The sequence below is a fragment of the Rhizobium sp. SRDI969 genome (assembly GCF_025152725.1).
Taxonomy (GTDB): Bacteria; Pseudomonadota; Alphaproteobacteria; order Rhizobiales; family Rhizobiaceae; genus Rhizobium; species Rhizobium leguminosarum_I.
In genome coordinates this window covers 61446-81478 of record NZ_CP104038.1, presented here as the reverse complement: position 1 = coordinate 81478, position 20033 = coordinate 61446, and the positions used below count along the sequence as shown (strand labels likewise).

The 20033-nt window shown below is 60.7% G+C and carries 21 protein-coding genes; 7 read left to right on the top strand and 14 right to left on the bottom strand.

Features of this window, described 5'->3' with window-relative positions; genetic code table 11:
* Positions 1-39: 39 nt before the first annotated feature.
* Both N2A41_RS30020 and N2A41_RS30015 read left to right on the top strand, forming a co-directional pair.
* Positions 40-414, top strand: a complete 375-nt coding sequence (locus tag N2A41_RS30020) for a GFA family protein (protein WP_162115205.1) — start codon at positions 40-42, stop codon at positions 412-414.
* A gap of 2 nt (positions 415-416) precedes the next feature.
* Positions 417-1301: an alpha/beta fold hydrolase gene (locus tag N2A41_RS30015; RefSeq protein ID WP_222386925.1), complete on the top strand. Its 885-nt coding sequence runs from the start codon at positions 417-419 to the stop codon at positions 1299-1301.
* Here N2A41_RS30015 and N2A41_RS30010 read toward each other — a convergent pair.
* Positions 1298-2038 (bottom strand): polysaccharide deacetylase family protein, encoded by a 741-nt coding sequence (locus N2A41_RS30010; protein ID WP_222386865.1) that lies wholly within the window; start codon positions 2036-2038, stop codon positions 1298-1300. The genes N2A41_RS30015 and N2A41_RS30010 overlap by 4 nt on opposite strands.
* Positions 2038-3126: a glycosyltransferase family 4 protein gene (locus N2A41_RS30005; RefSeq protein ID WP_162115203.1), complete on the bottom strand. Its 1089-nt coding sequence runs from the start codon at positions 3124-3126 to the stop codon at positions 2038-2040. Before N2A41_RS30005 ends, N2A41_RS30010 begins: the two co-directional genes overlap by 1 nt.
* A 177-nt stretch (positions 3127-3303) precedes the next feature.
* Here N2A41_RS30005 and N2A41_RS30000 point away from each other — a divergent pair, with 177 nt between their 5' ends.
* Positions 3304-5022, top strand: coding sequence for an adenylate/guanylate cyclase domain-containing protein (locus tag N2A41_RS30000; protein WP_222386864.1), 1719 nt, complete (start codon positions 3304-3306; stop codon positions 5020-5022).
* The gene (locus tag N2A41_RS29995; protein ID WP_170256474.1) at positions 5022-5900 is read left to right on the top strand and encodes an FkbM family methyltransferase; all 879 of its coding nucleotides are present in this window, start codon (positions 5022-5024) and stop codon (positions 5898-5900) included. Before N2A41_RS30000 ends, N2A41_RS29995 begins: the two co-directional genes overlap by 1 nt.
* A 148-nt stretch (positions 5901-6048) precedes the next feature.
* Here N2A41_RS29995 and N2A41_RS29990 read toward each other — a convergent pair whose 3' ends face one another.
* From N2A41_RS29990 to N2A41_RS29950, 9 genes are all read right to left on the bottom strand, one after another.
* On the bottom strand, positions 6049-6381 hold the full coding sequence (locus N2A41_RS29990; RefSeq protein ID WP_222295325.1) for a hypothetical protein: 333 nt from the start codon (positions 6379-6381) through the stop codon (positions 6049-6051).
* A 239-nt stretch (positions 6382-6620) separates the two neighbouring features.
* The gene (locus N2A41_RS29985; RefSeq protein ID WP_260111944.1) at positions 6621-7520 is read right to left on the bottom strand and encodes an RDD family protein; all 900 of its coding nucleotides are present in this window, start codon (positions 7518-7520) and stop codon (positions 6621-6623) included.
* Complete coding sequence (locus N2A41_RS29980; protein WP_260112004.1) at positions 7517-8593, bottom strand: stage II sporulation protein M; 1077 nt, start codon at positions 8591-8593, stop codon at positions 7517-7519. Before N2A41_RS29980 ends, N2A41_RS29985 begins: the two co-directional genes overlap by 4 nt.
* Positions 8593-9912, bottom strand: coding sequence for a DUF58 domain-containing protein (locus N2A41_RS29975; RefSeq protein WP_260111943.1), 1320 nt, complete (start codon positions 9910-9912; stop codon positions 8593-8595). The genes N2A41_RS29980 and N2A41_RS29975 overlap by 1 nt, the downstream gene beginning before the upstream one ends.
* Positions 9913-10869, bottom strand: a complete 957-nt coding sequence (locus N2A41_RS29970) for an AAA family ATPase (protein ID WP_222280194.1) — start codon at positions 10867-10869, stop codon at positions 9913-9915.
* Between the two features lie 87 nt (positions 10870-10956).
* The gene (locus N2A41_RS29965) at positions 10957-12243 is read right to left on the bottom strand and encodes a hypothetical protein (RefSeq protein ID WP_260111942.1); all 1287 of its coding nucleotides are present in this window, start codon (positions 12241-12243) and stop codon (positions 10957-10959) included.
* Positions 12236-12991, bottom strand: a complete 756-nt coding sequence (locus N2A41_RS29960) for a hypothetical protein (RefSeq protein WP_260112003.1) — start codon at positions 12989-12991, stop codon at positions 12236-12238. The genes N2A41_RS29965 and N2A41_RS29960 overlap by 8 nt, the downstream gene beginning before the upstream one ends.
* Positions 12992-12995: 4 nt before the next feature.
* Complete coding sequence (locus tag N2A41_RS29955) at positions 12996-13442, bottom strand: DUF805 domain-containing protein (protein ID WP_260112002.1); 447 nt, start codon at positions 13440-13442, stop codon at positions 12996-12998.
* A gap of 251 nt (positions 13443-13693) precedes the next feature.
* Complete coding sequence (locus N2A41_RS29950; RefSeq protein WP_260111941.1) at positions 13694-14599, bottom strand: NAD(P)/FAD-dependent oxidoreductase; 906 nt, start codon at positions 14597-14599, stop codon at positions 13694-13696.
* A gap of 131 nt (positions 14600-14730) precedes the next feature.
* On the opposite strand from N2A41_RS29950, the gene N2A41_RS29945 reads away from it, so the two are divergent.
* Together N2A41_RS29945 and N2A41_RS29940 are read left to right on the top strand one after the other, a co-directional pair.
* A complete protein-coding gene (locus N2A41_RS29945) occupies positions 14731-15186 on the top strand; it encodes an Rrf2 family transcriptional regulator (RefSeq protein WP_260111940.1) in 456 nt (151 codons plus the stop codon).
* Between the two features lie 421 nt (positions 15187-15607).
* A complete protein-coding gene (locus N2A41_RS29940; RefSeq protein WP_260111939.1) occupies positions 15608-17398 on the top strand; it encodes an ABC transporter ATP-binding protein in 1791 nt (596 codons plus the stop codon).
* Positions 17399-17526: 128 nt separating this feature from the next.
* On the opposite strand, the gene N2A41_RS29935 is transcribed toward N2A41_RS29940, so the two are convergent.
* Positions 17527-18006, bottom strand: a complete 480-nt coding sequence (locus N2A41_RS29935; protein WP_260111938.1) for a class I SAM-dependent methyltransferase — start codon at positions 18004-18006, stop codon at positions 17527-17529.
* A 224-nt stretch (positions 18007-18230) separates the two neighbouring features.
* On the opposite strand from N2A41_RS29935, the gene N2A41_RS29930 reads away from it, so the two are divergent.
* Positions 18231-19406, top strand: a complete 1176-nt coding sequence (locus N2A41_RS29930) for a DUF3095 domain-containing protein (RefSeq protein ID WP_260111937.1) — start codon at positions 18231-18233, stop codon at positions 19404-19406.
* A gap of 54 nt (positions 19407-19460) precedes the next feature.
* Here the strand turns inward: N2A41_RS29930 and N2A41_RS29925 are convergent, their stop codons facing one another.
* Complete coding sequence (locus N2A41_RS29925; protein ID WP_017968210.1) at positions 19461-19733, bottom strand: Txe/YoeB family addiction module toxin; 273 nt, start codon at positions 19731-19733, stop codon at positions 19461-19463.
* A 1-nt stretch (position 19734) separates the two neighbouring features.
* A complete protein-coding gene (locus tag N2A41_RS29920; RefSeq protein ID WP_260111936.1) occupies positions 19735-19986 on the bottom strand; it encodes a type II toxin-antitoxin system Phd/YefM family antitoxin in 252 nt (83 codons plus the stop codon).
* Between the last annotated feature and the right edge of the window lie 47 nt (positions 19987-20033).

Here is a 20033-nt window from a genome sequence, read left to right as displayed (position 1 = left end):
TTCCCGGCAGCGCAAGATCGATGAAACGGGGTATCAGCCATGACCGTGCTTTCCGGACAATGCCTTTGCGGGCAGGTGCAGCTTTCTGTGCGGGGCGAACCGCTGCGCGTCGGCATCTGTCATTGTACCGACTGCAGAAAAGAAAGCGGTTCGGCCTTCACCTTCTACGGGGTCTGGCCCGCCGGCCAGTTTGAACATTCCGGCGAAACCGGCGAATTCCACGGCCGACGCTTCTGCACCGGCTGCGGCGCGCGCCTGTTTTCCGCCGATGACCAGGAGGCGGAAATCAAGCTCGGCATCCTCTCGCAGGCGCCGACGCCACTGGTGCCACGCTACGAACTCTGGATCAAGCGCCGCGAAGCGTGGCTGCGACCGGTGGAGGGCGCCGAGCAGTATGAGGAGGACCGAACGTGAACGTGGCCACGCTCGTCCGACATCACTTCGTTACGGTTGCAGGCGTCGAGACTTTTTACCGCGAGGCCGGCCGAGAAGATGCTCCGGTCTTGTTGCTGCCGCACGGATATCCCTGCTCATCCTATGAATTTCGCAATCTCATGCCACGCCTTGCCGACCATTGGCGCCTGATTGCGCCGGATTTCCCGGGTGCGGGCTACAGCGGCACGCCTGATGATTTCGACTACAGCTTCGACGGATACGCTGCCTGGCTGGAGGCCTTCGTCAGCGCGATGAATGTCGACCGGTTTGTCCTCTACCTCCACGACTTCGGGTCGCCTATCGGTGCGCGGTTGGCGATCAAGGATCCCCAGCGCATCTTGGCGCTGATCATCCAGAACGGCGACATCCCCTATGATGATGCCCTCGGGCCGAAGTATGCGGAGATCGAGGCGACATGGACGCTTCCGAGATCCGAGATGAAGAAGGTGCTGGCGGAGACAGTCAGCGAGGAGACCTTCAAGGAGGAATTCCTCAACGATCTGCCGCCGCTTCTGGCCGACACGGTCCCGCCGGATCTCTGGAAGCTGCACTGGTCGCTGATCACGCCGCGGCGCAAGGAAATCGCCATCGACCTGATCGCCGGACTGAAGGAGAACCGGGCGTGGTTCCCGGAACACCGCAAATATCTGCGCGAATATCGGCCTCCGACTTTAATCGTCTGGGGTCCGAATGATCACTACATGCCGGAAAAATCGGCGCGAGCCTACATGCGCGATCTGCCGGATGCCGAACTGCATCTGCTCGGCGGCGGCCACTGGCTGCTCGAGACGCATCTCGATGACGTCGTAGCACTCATGCGAGAGTTTCTCGGGCGAGTTTCACGCCGCCTGATCGGCAATGTCTAAGGCTCTAGCAATTCCGACGCCGATGACCAGCGGACGGCGGGATGCCGGCCCGTCGCTGCAAACAAGGCGGACAGAAAATCCCAGGCGGCCGCATCATGAACCAGATGGTGAGTGAGCACGCCGATCGGCTCGTCGCTGCCGGCAAGCCGGTCGCGGAGTTCAGCGACCAGTTCGGCCACCAGTTCCCCCTCGCTGCGGCCGCCGCGCGTGCCGTGCCAGTCAATAATGTCGACGTGGGTGTTGAGCAGCGGGATTGGTCCGCCCTCTCTTGCCCGCCCGTAAGTCGAAAGCGCGGCAAAGCCGAGTTCGGGCAATGCAGGAATCAGGGCGGCATCGATCCGGTTCCACGGCGGCACCAGCACCGGCAGGAAGCGAGCCGGATGGAGCCGCTTCAGGCGCTGTAATCCCTCACGCAACTCGCCGAGCACCACCTCGGACGCCCGTTCGCCGCCGAGTTCCTGCTTCTTGCGCTCAGGTCCGGCGTGATTGGTGTGGGACCAGCCGTGCACGGCGACAGCGACGCCTGCTCCCCCCGCCAGCCGCGCGGCCAATGCCTCACCCGTCAGGGCGGGAATGACGGCAAGCGTCAGCGGAATTCCGTTGTCGCCGGTCAGCGACAGCAGCTTTTCCAGATCAGGCGTCGGCTCGACGGCGTCGTCGTCCCTGAGCCAGAACCGCACCACGCGGCCGGCGGCACGCCAGCGTTCAAGCTCGCGGCCCAACGGTTCCCAGTTCATCACCTCACTCCTGTTCCTGCGCTTCTGCGCAAAATCCCGTCCAAGACACGGGCAGCCCTCGCAAGCGAACGCTCCTCGAGCACGAAGCATCGTGCCGCCTGCCCCATCGCGTCACGCTTTTGACCGTCGCCGAGCAGGGTTGCGATCGCCCTTGCATAGGCAGCGACATCACCCTCCGGCGTCAGCAGGCCGGTCACGCCAGCCTCGACCACCGCTGGCACGCCTGCCGTTGCCTGCGCCACGACAGGAAGACCGGCTGCCTGGGCCTCGAGATAGGCGAGACCGTAGGCTTCGCCGCAGCCGGGCCAGACATAGATGCCGCCATGTCCGAGCAATTCGGCGATCTCGACGACATTCCGCTCGCCCAGCCATTCGATGCGGCCGGGAAAGCCGGCAAACAGCGCCTCCACCTCTTGCCGCAACGGACCATCGCCGATGACGGCCAGCGTCCAGAGCCGGTCTTCGATCAGCCGCAACGCTTTTGCAAGCATGACATAACTGTCCATCTTGTCGCCGGCCCGCATCATCGCGACCGTCATCAGCCGGCGCTGATCGGGCGCTGGCGACACCGTCTCGAACAACGCCGTGTCGATGAAGGGGTTAAGCCTGGCAAGGCGCGCCTGCGCAAAGGCGGCGGCAAGTCCGGCCTGGTCGCGCCCGGTGAAGCTGATATTGACCGCCGCCCGCATGATCGCCTCGCCCACCAGCTTCTGTGAAGCTGCCCAGCCGGTTCGATCGCGTTTTGCCGCATAGGAGGATTCGGCGGTGACGTAGGGAATTGCGAATTCGGCTGATATCGCCGGCCCGAAGGGATCGGGCGATTTGTAATAGGGGTGGTAGCAGAACCAGAGTTCCGGCCGCGGCGCGGATTTCCATCTTAGCCGCAGCCGCTCCAGTTCGGCGCCGATGGCGGGTTCAAGCGCCGCTGCGGCTTGCGGTGTCGAGGCATAGGTACGGAATTCGGAGGCGACGTCGACCTGATGCCCGCCAAGCTCCAGTGCCCGGATCAGCAGTCGCGCCATCAGCCGGTCGCCCGACGGCACCGGATGGTTCGGCGATTTCATCGGCGCGTAGAAAGCCACCCGCATTGACACCTCACGTGAGACAGACTGTTTACAACTTTCGCGCCCGTCGGAAAAATTCCGCTCTTGTCCCTTTGCCGGAAACTTGCGCATAAGCATATGGAATGTGATCGCGATCGAAGCAATTCCGCCTCTTTCTCAATCTCTATGGGCCTGCGGTTACATCGACAAGAACGGGAATGAATGACGACGGTCTCGGCCACAGGGATTTTTTCGGAGCGTACGATCAGAAGGGCGAGGCTCGGTTCCGGCCTCGTCATTTTCATCTTCGTCCTCTTCCATTTGTCGAACCATGCGATTGGCCTGATTTCCGTCGCTGCCGCCGATAAAGCCGCCCACCTCTTCCTGGCGATCTGGCGCAATCCTCTGGGGACCGCCATCTTCTATTCGTCGGTCCTCATCCATATCGCGCTGGTGCTGCGCGCCATCTACATGCGCCGCAGCCTCGTCATGCCGAAGGGGGAAATGGCGCAGATCGTGCTCGGCTTGATGATCCCGCTGCTGCTCCTCGATCATGTCATCGGTACGCGCATCGCCCACGAATTCTACGGCTACATCGATGACTACGAGACGGTCGTCGGAATGCTCTGGATCAGGAACCCGACAAACGGCGTTCGGCAGGTGTTCGCCGTTGTCGCCGTCTGGATCCACGGCTGCATCGGCATCCATTTCTGGCTGCGCTACCGCTCCTGGTATCCGGACTTCGCTCCGCTAATGCTGGCGCTTGCTATCCTCGTGCCGGTGCTCGCGCTGCTGGGCTTCGTCGAAATGGGCCGGGCGCTCGCCGACCCTTCCTACCAGCAGTCAATGACGGTCAGCGCCTACAAGGAGGGGGTCAACACCCGCTACGCCTCGAACCCGGACGTTCACCGTCAGGTCGCCGTGATCCGCGCCGGGCTCTACGGCGCCTTCTCGGCCTCGCTGCTCATCGTCGTCGTCGCCCGCGCCCGGCGCAAGCTGAAGGAGCGGCTCGATCAGGTCGCCGTGAATTATCCGGGCGGCGAGGTGATCCGGGTGCCGCGCGGCTTCTCGGTGCTGGAAGCGAGCCGGCTCGGTGGCCTGCCGCATTATGCCGTCTGCGGCGGCAAGGGCCAGTGCTCCACTTGCCGCGTGCAGATCTTTGGCGATTACGAAAGCCTGCCGGCCCCCGACAAGATGGAGCAGACGACGCTGAAGCGCATCAATGCCGGCCCGGATGTCCGGCTCGCCTGCCAGCTTCGTCCGAACCGCGACGTTGCGGTCGCGCCGCTTCTCGTCCCGGCGGTCGAGGCAGCCCTTCCTGCCAACAGCCAGGAAACGAGCCCCGGCCGCGAGCGTGAAATCGCCGTGCTCTTCGTCGATATCCGCCATTTCACCACGCTGACGGAAACCCGCCTGCCCTTCGACGTCGTCTTCCTGCTGAACCGCTATTTCGCCATCATCGGCAAGGCGGTGGAGCAGGCGGGCGGGCGGCTCGACAAGTTCATCGGCGACGGCGCCATGGCGCTCTTCGGCCTCAATACCGCGCCGGAGGAAGCCTGCCGCCAGGCGCTCAACGCAGCAGCCGCGATCGTCGCCGAGGTCGAGAAACTCGCTGCCGAGTTGGCCGATGAACTGGCGCTGCCGCTGCGCATCGCCATCGGAATTCACACCGGTCCCGCCGTCGTCGGCACGATGGGATACGGCCGGGTGCGCAGCATGACGGCGATCGGCGATACCGTCAATGTCGCGAGCCGGTTGGAAAGCGCTGCAAAAGAGTTCGAAGCGGCGATCGTCATCTCCGAACCGGTGGCGACCCTTTCGGGTGCTGATCTTTCCGGCATCGAAAGCCGTGAAATCAGTGTGCGCGGCCGGGCCCTGCCCTTGAAAGTCTACGTCATTCCGAGAGAGAAAGCAGCAGAACCGCTCGAAGGAAAAGACTGATGCCCGGCAAGCCCTGGCTGACCACCAAATACTGGAGCCGCCGGCTGCGCAAGGCGCGCAATAGAGCCGCTTCGCGCTTCTTCGACACCCGCTTCGGCCGCCGCTTGCTGATCGAAAATATCGGCCCGCGCGTCGTCTCGATGACGATCGACGCCGGCGACCACCTGATGACCTTCTCGCCCGCCGACTATATCGGCCGCAAGGTCTTCCGAAAGGGCCATTTCGAGCGCGAGGCCGTCGACCGGCTGATCGCCATCCTGCGCGAGCGCGGCCTCTTGCGAAAGGACGCGACGCTGCTGGAGATCGGCGGCAATATCGGCACCCAGACCGTCTATTTCGCCCTCAGCGACACCTACGCCCATGTTGTCAGCATCGAGCCCGATCCGCGCAATTTCCCGCTGCTTGCCCTCAATATTCGCCAGAATCGGCTGGAGGAGAAAGTCCGCCTCGTCAACTGCGCCGCCGGCGAGAGCGAAGGCGAGATCGACTTTTTCCTCAACCTCAACAATCACGGCAAGAGCAGCGCCATCCGTCAAAGCCCGACAGACAGGAAGATCAGCGTGCCGGTGAAGCCGGTTTCCGAGATCCTTGCCGGTCTTTCGGTCGATCCGGCCGCAATCGGCCTCGTCTGGATGGATATCGAAGGCTACGAGCCGGTCGCCTGCCGCTCGATGCGGCCGCTGCTTGCCCGCCGCGTGCCGCTCTATATGGAATTCACGCCGCTCTTCTACGGCCCGGAGGGAACGAAAGCCTTCATATCGATGCTGTCGGGGTTCTACGAGGATTGCCTCGTCGTCTTCGAGGACCGCGAAGAGGAAATGAAGGTCCGCGACCTGCCGGGCAATTTCGGACAGTACAACGTGCTGTTTCTGCCTTAAATGTTCGGCCATGCATGCCGGAGAGACTCTTTCCCCTGCGTCAATTGAAATTCACCAGACACGCGGTGAAGATGCAGCACTTGTCACTTGCTTCGGTATCCGGCGGTTACAGCGGGTTTGTCATCTCCGCCAAGCGCTGCCGCCCTTATCATGCTTGCCACCACTTGGCTCTTTCAATCATGACTTTCCGCAGCACTTTGCGGTTGTCGGGAACCTGGATTACAATGGTTTTGCTTTTGTTTCCCTTTTTTACTTCTCCACAAATTGCAAACACCGCCGAAAGCAATGGCTCGCTAATAAGACCCGACATTCCAAGAGTGGTTGCAGCTTTTAACGCCGACTCTGGCGTCATCTTGAAACCGCATGTCGATTTCGTCACATCATGAAAGAAGATTGCTGATGCGGCGGCGCGTTCGTCGGCCTGAGCGTGACCCGTAGCAGCAAGAACAAGCGCGAAAGCGCCTAAAATACGTAGCTTCATTACATTATCCCTAAAGTACAATCTATGGGCATAGTACAACCCGGCGGATTTCCGAAGTAACTTCTCTCCAACTCAAAACCACAATTCCTTCAGAGTTCGATCGGTAGGAGGGCTCTAACAACAGCCAAACTGGCATCCAATCACCTGTCGTCGAGCTCAAGCCTTCTCAATGCTTCAAAAAAGACGTTCATCAATTGGTGGCGGTGACTTGCCACTTTCGTCCCAAAGCATTCACCCCATCAAACGAGCTTCTTCGCCTCTGATCGCGAATGCTCATGATATTTGTTTTCGCGAAGCGTGCCGAAAAGCTTCAAGCTCTCGAGATGCTCGCGTTGGGCGCGATAGAACTCATTCAGGAAAACCAGTCCCCGGCCGGGCTTCACCGTGTCTTCATACCGGATCCTCCGGGTAATGGTTCGCACGATCTGTTCGATCTCTTTATGGTTGGCTGTCTTCGTCGAGTCGCGAAGCACGTCCTCCAGCGTCTGCAGCTCATATTTGCCGTAGATATCGAGATGTTCCGGCAGGAATTCGAATTCCGCCTGCGACGAGACGGCGGCAGGAGCAGACAGCGCAAGGTCGGACAAGAGCACGGAACGCGGAGTGTCGACCACCAGGGTGCCGGCAATGATGTCGCCAAGCCTTTGCCGGCGTCGGTTGGTGAAGGGGACGACGACCACCGCTAGAAGCCAGAGGCTCGTCAGACCGTTTTCCCAGACCGACTGCGTGCCGACCGAAGCCAAAAGGCCCATGGGGGCGAAAATCTCCACCTGTTTCATCAGGTTGCGTGCGGTCACCTGGTGCGGCGTGAGCCGCCGTCCGTCCATGTTGATGACGCGGATGCCCGTGATTCTCTTTCCGAGCGTGCGTCCGTTCCAGATGAGCTCCGAGAGAATGTAATAGGGGGTCTGCACCAAAAAACCGAGCATCACCATGAGCATCGCCTCCGCCGTCATAGGCAGCACGCCTGTGAAGAGGATGGCCACAGCGCAGATGAATATAATGATCGAGGTGAAGACGATGTCGAGGAATTGCGCGCCGAAACGGGTTCCGATCGAGGCAATGGCGAAGCTGATCGGGACGCCCTCAGGCGGTATGAACTGCTCGACGTGGCTGCCGTCCGTGACTGTCTGGCTCATCGCACGGCCTCACGCGAAACCTTGCTTTGGCGACCTCCAAGCAGCAGCCAGCCTACCCAGAAGAGGCCCATCCCCCAACCGATGACGATGCGCCAGAGCGGATCCTGGATCAGCTGACGCAGGAAGCCTTCGATGAAGGCTGCCGCGACAAGCATCAGCGCCGCCAGGATGGCGAGCTTGACGGCATCATGCGCCTGGTGGCGCAAGGCTTCCTTTCGCGTTCTGGCACCGGGAAGGAGAACGGCAAGTCCGAGCCTTGCCCCACCGGCGCAGGCAATGGCGATGGCCGCAAGCTCGGTGACGCCGTGGATCGAGAGCCAGGCGAAGACGTCGTAGCCTAGCCCTCTGCGATAAAACATCGCGAAGAACGCGCCGAGGATCAGACCATTGTAAGAGGTCAGGATGAAGCTCGGCACCGACAGGAAAACACCAAGGGTGAAGATCAGGATGACGATGGTGGTGTTGTGGGAAAAGAGAAAGCTGGAAAATGCGGCCAACTGGTCGCTGTCATGCCCTTCATTGCCATAGATGGTCGAGCGGAGGTAATCGGTCGAGGCATCGGGCGTGCGCTGGTCGGCCATCTCCGGCGGCACCAAGGTATAGAACCAGCTCGGGTCGTTGGCGCAAAGTCTGTATCCGGCCAGCGCGCCCAGAATGAGCGCCAGGAAGCCGATGAACAAAGGCAGGACCGAGCGCCGCACCGCCTGGGGAATGCCGTGCAACAGCAAGCGCCTCATTAGGCCGCCAAGGCTTTCCTGAGGAGCGTAGACGACGAGATAGGCCCGGGCGCAGAGGCTTTCCAGATAGGCGATCAAGGCGCGATCGAGGGAAATATCGCGCGCCACGCTCAACGAGTTCATCGCCTGCCTGTATCCGGTGGCGAGATTGCGGACTTCATCATAGCCGAGTGCGGCTGCGCCCCCTTTCTCGGCACGCGTCACCAGTTCGTCCAGTTGGCGCCAGTGTGCCTCGCGCTCCAGCCGGAAGCGGGCCGAACGAAGCGTATCGTTCTGAACGGCGCCGACATTGACTGTCGCGCCCCTATCCATCCTGCCGTCGATACCGATATCCATCATATCATCTCACGGGATTTGATTTCGATGTAGCGCGCAATGAGATCCGAAGTTAGTGCCTCCGGCGTGCTGTCGAGGCAAAGCACCCCGAGACGCGCCAGCTTTTCCATGACGGCGCGCCTCTCCTGAAGGATCTGGCGCGCCGCAACCGAGCGAGCGACGGCATCGAGCGTCGTTTCCTCAGGTTCGATGAGCTTGGCCAGCATCGGATCGCACAAGGCGACATAGACGACAAAGTGATGCCGGGCGAGCACCTGCATGTTCTCGATCATCAGCTCCGCCGTGATGGTGTCGACGAAATCGGAGAATATCACAATCAGCGACCGTCGCTTCAGGCGTCCTGACAGGTGGCTCAGTCCCAAGGTATGGTTGGTCTCCTGGGTTTCGTAGCGCAGCCCGGCGCACACCGTCTGCAGCCGCGGAAAGGCCGCTCGTCCGGGCAAGGCCGGCACGAACAGACGCGGACGGCTGTCGAAGCTGTAGAAGCCAACAAGATCGCCGGCAAGGCCTGCGCCCCAGCACATGGCGAGCGCCGCATTGATGGCGCGATCGAGCTTCGTGAAGCCGGCAAGCTGCTCGGCCATCAGCCGTCCGGAATCGACGCAGAGGATGATCTGGTGGTTTCGTTCGGCCCTCATCTCGCGCACGACGAGGCTGCGCATGCGCGCCGAGCGCTTCCAATCGATGCTGCGCGGATCCATGCCGCTTACAAATTCACGCAGCTGGTGGAATTCCGATCCCTCGCCGCGCAACCGCAAATCCTTCTGGCCGGCCTCCAGCGGCAGGATCTGGGTCTTGATCGCTCCAGACAGCACCGGCGATATGTCGGGCTGGACAGCGATCTCTTGCCCAACGGGCATCTTTGCGATGATCTCGAGCAGCTTCAATCGCGATGACCACTTCAGCCATAGCTCGTGGACAGCGTATCGTCCCCGCCGGGTCAGATGAAGGTCCAGAGAGGCCTTGACCTCTCCTTCACCGGCACCCGATGCAGGGTCGAGCCATCTGATTTCGTCGACGACCAGCTCGGGAGCGAGATCGAGCCGGATTTCGATTTTCCGGGGCAGCGCGCCCTTCTGCGGCCGGATGCCGACCGTAAACGCGGCGGTGTGGCCGACAAAGCCTTGCGGCGGCAGATCGAAATCGATCGTCATCCTCCCCGCCAGGTTGGAGATGACCAAATCGGCGACGGTCAGGGCTGCAAGCGCAAGCCACATGAGGAGCAAGAAGGAGCTCATGTCGCGCCACCACACGCTGGTGAAGACCGTCACCGCGGCTGATATCAGAACGAGCGCGATCAGAGTGGAGGATGGCCGCATTTAACGGGGCGCGTCCACGCGGTTCATGATATTGCGCAGCACCTCGTCCGGCGTGCGCCCGTCAATTTCCGCCGAGGGCGAAAGTACGATGCGATGGCGCAAGGCAGGCACCAGCAACGCCTGGACATCGTCCGGCAAGCCGTAATCCCTTCCCTCGAAAGCCGCTCGCACGCGCACTGCCGATGCTACCGCGTCGGCCGCGCGGGTGGACGCACCATAGAGAATGTCGGGATCGGAGCGCGTGGCGCGCACCAAGTCGACGATGTAGGTCAGGATCGTGGTGTCCAGATGGATCGCATCGATCAGCGCCCGCCCCGTAGCGAGTGCGGCACTCGTGACCAGCGGACGGATGCCGGCATTGCGCAGGTCTGATTTCAGCGCCTGCGTCGCATGTTTGGAGAGGATGGCAATTTCCGTATCGCGGCTGGGAAATTCGACGACGAGCTTGAACAGAAAGCGATCGAGCTGTGCTTCGGGCAAGGGATAGGTGCCCTGCTGCTCGATCGGGTTTTGCGTGGCAAGCACGAAGAAATCCGGTCCCAGGGAATAATCGGTTCCGTCAAGCGTGACCATCCGCTCGTTCATCGCCTGCAGCAGGGCCGATTGCGTCTTCGGGGGGGCGCGATTGATCTCGTCGGCGAGAAGAATGTCGGTAAAGACCGGGCCCTTGGTCAGGTGGAACTGATTGGTCTGGAAATTGAAGAGATTGACGCCCAGAACATCGCCGGGCATCAGGTCTGGCGTGAACTGGATGCGGCGATATTGCAGCGCCATGGCGGCGGAGACCGACCGGGCAAGCAAGGTTTTGGCTGTGCCGGGCGGACCTTCGACGAGGCAGTGGCCGCCGGCAAAGATCGAGATCAGGACGAGGTCGATGATCGCATCCTGCCCCTGCACCGCTTTGCCGATTTCGCCACGAACCGCGGCGATAAGATTGCGAAATTCACCTAGATCCAAGATCAATGCTCCCTCGAGCATGATGCCGAAATGTGTAAGCGGTTTTCGGACGACATCATGCTCTAACTCTTTAATTTAGAACAGGATTCAGATTTTAGGCCGACCCGGCCTGAAATCATCCTGTTCTAGCGACTTTCTAAATATTTCGAGATTGCGGTGCAGATCCGCCCGCGTCATCCGATGCCCACGATCGATCAGCGCTTGCGCTGACGAGTGCAATGCCTTCGCCGCCGCCTGATCGCGGCGCGCCAGGCGTTGAAACAGCCGCTCTACGCCTGCCTCGTTTCCGGCTCCGGGGCCGAAGACCAGTTGCGCCTTGTCCGCAAGCAGATGGAGCACGAACTGTCCGGTCATCCGGCCATCATTGCCTGACAGGCGCAGCAGACGCGCCGTCGCGTCGATCGCGGCCGTCTTCGACATCTCGGTGTTTGCGGATGCCTCGGGCAAAGCAGGCCCGAAGCGATAGGCGCCGCGCCAGAAACAAATAGCGGCGACGACGAACAGCACTCCCCAGATGACGGACAGCGGATAAGCGAAAAACCGCTTGAAATCGGAGGCAGAGCGCTCGTAGGTCCGGCCTTCATCCGCCGGTTTCTTACTATCCAGAGGCAGGCCGGCCGTATCCAGATAGACCGGCCGCTTCTCGCCCGCGCCGCGCAACAGCGTGACGAGCGACACGGCAAAGGAGGCGTTATCGGCCAGAGCCAGTCCGTGATTGTTCAACAGGTCCGGATCCGACAGCAGATAGACGTTCGGGTCGTCCTCGCCACGCAGTAGCAGCGCGCCCGACGGTGTGCCCGCCAGCTCCTCCCAACCGCTCGGCAGGCCCGACCGTTCGAAGGTTTGCGCCTGATAGAGGGCGATGTTGATGGGCTGGCCCGGTTTCGGCTGCGGCTGCGCCTCTTCAAAATCGGTGCTGCTACGGGCAAAGCCAAAATCTGAATAACCGAGCTTGTCGAGTTCGCCGCCGATATCGGCGAGATCGATCAGTCCCGATGTGCTGGCAACACCATCCGTTGAGACGCTGCCGCGCCATTTCGGCAATATGATCAGCGTCGGCAACGCATAGCGGTTTGACTCCCGGATCGGGCTTTCCGGGCCTGCGTCATCCGCTTCCTCGCTTGCCTGAGGTGCGACAACCATGGCTTGGCGTATCGACAGGGGAATGATGCGCAGCGAGATTTCCGAACGCGCCCGAGCGACATGAGGGTCGGATCGTACGACAGGGATACCCTTGGCTTGCAGCCACGTTTCCAACCCCTTGTTGCCAAGCGGCGAGCGGTCGAAATCGCTGCCGCGCGAAAGCGCAAAGACTGCCAGCGCCGCCAGCGCAAGCAACAGCCCCAGCAACAGAAGAGGCCCCGCGTTACGCATTGGCTACTCTGCCCGATGACAGCAAGCCGCGCGCGGTCGTCAGAAGGATGCCGAAATGGCTTTCCGCAAGCGTGCGGCCACCGTAATGAACGAGCTCCACTGCGGTCAGAAAATTTTCAAGCCGATCGCGGTCGGGCATATTGTCCGGCAGACGGGCGAAAACGGCCCGTTCCGTATCCGAGCGGAAAAGCCGTGTTCCCGTCACATCTGCCGCGTGCAGCAGGCAATGTCTGAGCAGCAGGACAAGCGCCTGCCTGCGATCCGCCATGGCGGCAATGCGCTGCAGAAAGTCGCTCGGCTTTTCCTCGGCCTCGGCTGCTGACGTGCGCCAGCTTTCCGGCGCCTCCCCCTGCCGTTTAATGTCGCGTGGCGCAGATGAAAGCAAGACGCCGCCATTACCGAAGCGTATCCATAAACCGATGACCACGATGAGACCGACAAGCACGACGGCAACCGCCAGAGGACCGTTGACAACGGGCTCGCGCGGGATCATCAACGGCTTGCGTTGAGGCGACGATTTTGTCGTATTCGATGCCGGCTCGGCCTTTGCCGCGACGTCGCCATAGACGAGCGTGCAGCGCAATCCGTTCTGCTGGCACTGCGCGGCATACTCGGCTCCGACGGCGCTCTTTTGATGATCACCGCCCACAACCTGCCGAGTGTCGCTGTCCTGCGCCCACGCAGACGAAATCTGAGCCGAAGCGGCGAGCAACAGAGCCACCAGCAGGCTGACAGTGCGGATGGTCATGCTGCTAGGCAAAGACCTCTGCTCTTGCTTCGGGACGCAGCGGATCCGGCCCGAACTTATTGGGACCATCGGTGCCCCTGAGTACGGAAATAATGAATATCGCGAGGCCTGTAATCTTACCGATATAGGGAACCATGCCCAACACGAGCAGCCCGAGATACCACCAGCCAGAAAGGTCGCGATCATGGAAACGTCGAACCTGAAGGGATATCTGCGGCAAAGCCATTGCAAGCGCAAACAATCCACCGATGGCTCCAAAAATAAAGAGCAGTGGCGAAGGTCCATCCTGAATATCTGAAAAAGCCCCGGTCAAAGCGGCCACAATTACAAGTATGACCACAACAAGCACATAGAACAGCTGAAACCACCAATATTCCGAGCGGGAGGCCCTGCCGGAAAAGGTTGCGTATTTCTGCGTCAGAACGGTCCGAACAGCATCAGTAAACCCCATATGAAATGCCCCCATTTCAGCTTGCTGCAAGCGCGGTGATCCACGGTCTCACCATCGTCTTGCTTGTTAGTCATTCAGATGAAAACAGCTACATTTCAAACGTAGAAATTGCAATAAGTCGGTTGCATTGGGATCATTATTTTAAAAGCAATGATTAACGCGTTGAGATTTTCACCTTGGTCACGAGGTGGCCGTAAAGGTCCCTGACCTGCTGGGGGAAGAATTCAGCCCGTTTAACCTGCTGTTTTGCCTCATGCCGCCGACTGCATCACCAGCGATTGATGGCAGTGCACGCCGGCGAGCACGCCTGAGGCGGAGGCGAGCGTGGCATTGTGCATGGCGCTTGCCGCATCGCCGGCGGCGAAGACACCCTTGATGGTTGTTTCCTTGTTATCGGCGATCCGAATGATTGGCCCGAACGGGCCGTCGTCGAAGGCGCAGCCGAGCTGTTCGGCAACCGCGCTAGCCATCGTCGTTTTCGGCGCGACGAAGACGGCATCGAGTGGCACGACGCGGCCATCGGCGAGGCGAACGGCCTCAAGCTTCAAATTGTCGCCCAACAATTCCACGATAGGGCTGCGTTCGATCCGGACGCCACGGGCGGTCAACTTTACCAACTGCTCTTCATCGGGCTCGAACAGCGCCTGGGTGAAAAACGTCGTTGCGCCCCAGTCCGGAATCATCATGGCGGAATGGGCCGAATGCGGATGGTTTGCGAGAACGCCGAGCTTGCCGCCGCTGACCTCAAAGCCGTGACAATAAGGGCAGTGCAGCGCCGAGCGGCCCCATCGCTCCTTGAGGCCGGGGATTTCCGGCAGCGTGTCTCTGACGCCGGTTGCGAGCAGGACGCGCGCGGCTCGTTCTTCGCCGCCGTCTTCGGTGCCGACAATGAATGCGTCACCATCGCTGTGCGCCCGCACGACCTTCCCCTGGCGGATGGTGATAGTCGGATAAAGCGAAAGCTGCCGTTTTCCCTCCCGCATGATCGCCGCCGGCGTTTGGCCGTCCTGGCCGAGAAAACCGTGCGACGCTTCAGAAAACCGATTGCGCGGCGCGCCGGCATCAACGAGCAGCACGCGCCGCCGCGCCCTGGCCAGCTGCATAGCGGCCGACAGGCCGGCGAAGTTTCCGCCGATGACGATGGCTTCGAAGGACATGGAACTCTCCGTTGATATCGAATTCATGACTCAACATAAGTTACATGATATGACGCCGTCAAGCATCATGTTACTTGTCTTGTTACGATCCGCTTGCGATAATATCCGCGCGATCGACAGGAAAGAGAGCCATGCGCAATGACAGCCGCCTTTCACGCATGCTGCACGTGCTGATCCACATGGATAAGCACCAGCATTCGGCGACCTCCGAAATGATTGCCAAGATGCTGAACACCAATCCGGTCGTCGTCCGCCGCACCATGGCCGGCCTTCGCCAACAGGGCTATGTCCGCTCCGAGAAAGGCCATGGCGGCGGCTGGACACTGGTGCGTCCGCTGTCCGAGATCACCCTGCTCGACGTCTACCGCGCCATCGGCGAACCGCATCTCTTCGCCATCGGCCCGGCCGACGATCAGCCGCAATGCCTCGTGGAACAGGCGGTGAATGTCGCTCTCGGCGACGCGATGAAGGAGGCCCAGGCCCTGCTCCTGCGACGGTTGGACAGCGTTACGCTGGACAAAATCGCGGCCGACTTCGAGGCAAAACTGACCGCCCGCCCGGCGATATGCTATTCCTGCGGTTCATGAGCGGTGATTACATCTCTCGGTAGAGAAAGTAACGACCTTCCTTGACGTCTTTGTGAAGCGAGCACGCCGGCCCGAACCGTCACTCGCAAGCGCACAAGGTGTGTCGTTTCCGCATCACTTCCTGTAAGGTTGCAAATATCCGCTTGGCAATGGCGAATTGCTTCGGTACAAAACGCTCACCGCTTTAGTTCAAACATAAGGGAGGCGTTGCATGCCAGCAATCATCGAAACCTTCCCGTGCGGAATGTCCCGACGCTAGGTCATTTCCATTCGCGGCCCGCCTCAAGCGCGCCCGACATGCGGTTTTCCCTTAATTCATAGCCCGATGATTTGACGGGATTATTTCGTCTCCCGCTTAGGCTGTGCCTTCCAACTCTCTATTTTGAGGACCGGTTGCCGAACACGGCGCCGAGCGATTAAAATGACTCGCAAGAAGCTCGATTTCCGCGCCGATGCCTATCGCCATGTGCTCGGCTTTGTTTTCCATCATTGGCGCCATCGGCCTGTATTAGTGGGCGTTATCATCGTGTTGGTGATAGCAAGCACGCTGGCCGAAGTCATGGTGCCGGTGTTTTCCGGCCAGATCGTCGATGCCATTGCCGGCAGCAATGCGGCTGACCGGGCGCTGCGCGCCTTCGTCATCGTCGTGGCACTGGGCCTGACCAGCGTGGCATTGCGCTGGTTCATCTTCAACGGCATTATCCGGCTGACGCTCCGCACCATGGCGGATGTGACGAACAACGGTTTCCACAAGGTGCAGCGGTTCTCGACCGACTGGCACGCCAACAGCTTTGCCGGTTCGACGGTGCGCAAGATCACCCGCGGCATGTGGGCGCTCGACTCGCTCAACGACCTGCTGCTGGTCGCCTTGCTGCCTTCCATCGTCATGCTGGTCGGGGCCAGTATCGTGCTCGGCAGCTACTGGCCGATCATGGGCCTGATCGTGGCCGCGGGGTCGCTGATCTATATCGGGGTGACCGTGGCGCTTTCCATGGGCTTCGTATCGCCGGCGGCAAGGCTTGCCAACGCCTGGGACACCAAGCTGGGTGGTGCGCTGGCAGATGCCATCAGCTGCAATTCGGTGGTCAAGGCCTTCGGCGCTGAAAGCCGCGAAGAGACGCGACTGGGCCAAGTGCTCGCCAGATGGGACAGCCGCACGCGGCGGACATGGAAGCGCGGCACATTGAGCGGCACGATCCAGGGCTTCATGATGGTTTCGATGCAGGCCGGCATTCTGGGAACGGGCCTGGTGATGTGGCGGCAGGGGCTGGCGACGCCTGGCGACATCACCTTCGTGCTGGCCATGTTCTTCGTTCTGCAAGGTTATCTGCGCAACGTCGGCCAGGACATCCGCAACCTGCAGCGTGCCGTCAACGACATGGAAGAACTGGTGCTGCTCGACAAGATGCCGCTCGATATCGAGGACAAGCCCAACGCCAAGCCTGTCAAGATCAGGGAGGGCGAGATCGTCTTCGATCGCATCACCTTCCAGTACGGCGCTCATCCCACTCCGCTTTACGAGGATTTTTCGGTCACCATCAAGCCGGGCGAACGCGTGGGCCTGGTGGGGCATTCGGGCTCGGGCAAGACGACCTTCGTCAAGCTCATCCAGCGCCTCTATGACGTCAACTCGGGCGCGATCCGCATCGACGGGCAGGATATTGCAGGGGTCAAGCAATCAAGCCTGCGCGGCCAGATCGCCATCGTGCAACAGGAGCCTATCCTGTTCCACCGAACGCTGGCGGAAAACATCGCCTATAGCAGGCCTAACGCCTCGCGGCGCGAGATCGAGCAGGCGGCGAAACAGGCGAGTGCCCACGACTTCATCATGGACCTTCCCAAGGGCTATGAGACGATGGTGGGGGAACGCGGCGTCAAGCTGTCGGGCGGCGAGCGGCAGCGTGTCGCCATTGCCCGTGCCTTCCTGGCGGATGCGCCGGTGCTAATCCTGGACGAAGCGACGTCGAGCCTCGACAGCGAGAGCGAAGTGCAGATCCAGCAGGCCATGGAACGTCTGATGAACGGCCGCACGACGCTGGTGATCGCCCACCGGCTGTCCACGGTGCGGGCGCTGGACCGGCTGCTGGTCTTCGACAAGGGAAAGATCGTCGAAGAAGGCGACCACCAGGCGCTGATCCGGCTCAATAACGGTATCTATCGCCGGCTGTTCGAACGACAGGCGCTGGAGCTGACCAAGGGTCTGGTGGCGTGAACCGAAACACTACAGCGCCGCGCGTCTTTTCGAGAGCCGCGGCGCTGTAGCACTTTGAATGGCTGCATAATTTTATCCTTAAATCGATTCCGGTTTCAGGAAATATGCAGCAGGGCTGACGCTATCCTTTACGTCCGCCGGTAAAGGAAATAGCGGCCTTCCTTGATGCCATCAGGCAACGGCAGCGCCACCAGTTCGGGATGCTCCAGCGGCAGCCCGCTGACGGCGACGCCGTTATGGGCGAGCACGCCGGCCATCAGCTGCGGCAGCCAGATCAGCGTCACCGCGTCGATCTCGTCATGGCCGGTGCCGATATCGGCATGGGCGAGGGCTGCGCCGATGCCGACGAAGGCCTGGCCCGATTCGCGGATATTGCCGGTCACCATGTCTTCTGCCTCTGGTGTCGAGGCCGAATAGGAGCGCGCTTCCCAGTCGAAGGCGACGATGCGCCGGCCGGGAAAAATCTCGCGCAGATGATCATAGGTGCGGCCGTTGCCGAGGCCGAACTCCAGCACCGGGCCTTCAATTTCCCCCACCAGATCGACGATCGAGTTCAAAATGTCGCGTTGAGCCGTCAACCGGCGAATGAAGCTGTCGAGGCGGCTCATCTAATCTCTATCCGTCATGAAATCGTCAGCGGTCCTGGAGGAATTCCAGCAAAAGTGCGAGAGCGGTTTTGCATCCGGAATTGCGTAAAAACAAAAAGATAGAGCATTTCCGTGCGTCCGAAAAAGCAGGAAATGCTCTAACACATGAAACCTTGGCAAGTCGATTGCCGTAAATGGGAATTGGCGTTGCAGTGGCAACATGGGTCTGTGCTAAGCTTGATGACATGAAAACCGTGACCGACGAAGATTTTTTTGCCGAAGTGCCGCTCTTCAGCGAATTCGAGGGCGTGACCGACGCCGCCAACTACCGGCCGCTGCCGGACGGATGGGTGCTGGCGCTCGCCGACATCGTCGGCTCGACGCAGGCGATCGGCGCCGGCCGTTACAAGGACGTCAACATGGCAGGCGCCAGCGTCATTTCAGCGGTGTTGAATGCGGTCGGCAAGGGCGACTATCCCTTCGTCTTCGGCGGTGACGGCGCACTGATCGCGCTTCCGGGTTCGCTGGAGGCGGCGGCACGCGGCGCCCTTGCCGCCGTGCAGATCTGGGTCGAAGAGGATTTGGGCCTGATGCTGCGCATCGCCATCGTGCCGGTCGCCGACACCCGCGCCGAGGGCCTCGACGTCCGTGTCGCGCGTTACTCCGCAAGCCCCTATGTGACCTATGCGATGTTCTGGGGCGGCGGCACCAGCTGGGCCGAAAGACAGATGAAGCTCGGCCGTTACGGCATCGCCCGCGCGCCCGCTGGAACTCGCCCGAATCTCACCGGTCTCTCCTGCCGCTGGAGCCCGATCGATGCGAGAAACGGCGAGATCGTCTCGATTATCGCCGTGCCCGGCGAAGGCCGGCCAGGCCGGGAATTTCAAGAGCTCGTCGGCGGCATTGTCGCCATCACCACCGAGCAGAACAGGGACAGCCATCCGGTACCGGCCGATGGTCCGGACCTTGCCTTCTCGCTCCATGGCATCAATCGCGAGGCCAAAGCCACCGCGCCACCGCGCCGGCGGTTGTGGCAGAAGCTCTTCATCTTCCTGCAGCTCGCCATCACAGTCGCGTGCTACAGGCTCGGCATTCCGCTCGGCCGCTTCGATGCACGCCGCTACAAGCGCGACGTCGCGGACAATTCCGATTTCCGCAAGTTCGACGACGGGCTGAAAATGACGATCGATGTCGACGCCGAACACCTGAAGCGCATCGAGACCCTGCTGCAACAGGCGAAGGCCAAGGGTGTGGCCCGCTACGGCCTGCATCGACAATCCTCAGCGTTGATGACCTGCTTCGTGCCGACGCCGATCGCGCGCGATCACATCCATTTCATCGATGGCGCCGCCGGCGGTTATGCAGTGGCCGCGAGCCAGATCACCGGCAGGTCGCTTTCTACAGCGCCGAGCGTGATTTAACGCTGTAACCCCGCAATCCTTCGGACGTCGCAATCACCTGCACCACGCATGAACCTACTTTTCGTAATGAAATCGGCACTGAATGATTTCCAACTGCTGGTCGGAACCCTTGCCAGTCACGCAGTAGACGAGCCGATGCTCTCCGAGGATGCGCCTTGACCAAAATCCGGATAGATCGCCCTTCAATGGCTCTGGCTTGTCAAGAACTTTAAAGGGTGACCTTTTCGTATCTTTCAGGAGCTCGTTGATTTTCTCGACCATCTTCTGGTCGCTTTTCTGCCAGTATTCGTACTCTTCCCAGGAATTCGGCGTCCATAGCAATTTCATGTCAGAGGGTGGGATCGCTCTCTACCACCTGCCCCTTGCGAAGCTGTCCGATACTTTCGCGTAGCCGGGCAGAATTAGCAGGCGTCGAGAGCAGGTGCAACATCTCTTGCATACTCTCGTATTCGCCTTCGGCAACCAAGACCATTGCTTCCGAACCTTGACGGGTCACGAGCAGAGGAGCCCGAGAAGAGAGGACTTGATCAAAATAGGTTGCAATATTTTGCCGGAACTCCGTCAAACGAACGTGGGCCATCGACATCCTTTCCCAACTTCCAAGCGTACGGATATATGTACAGATTG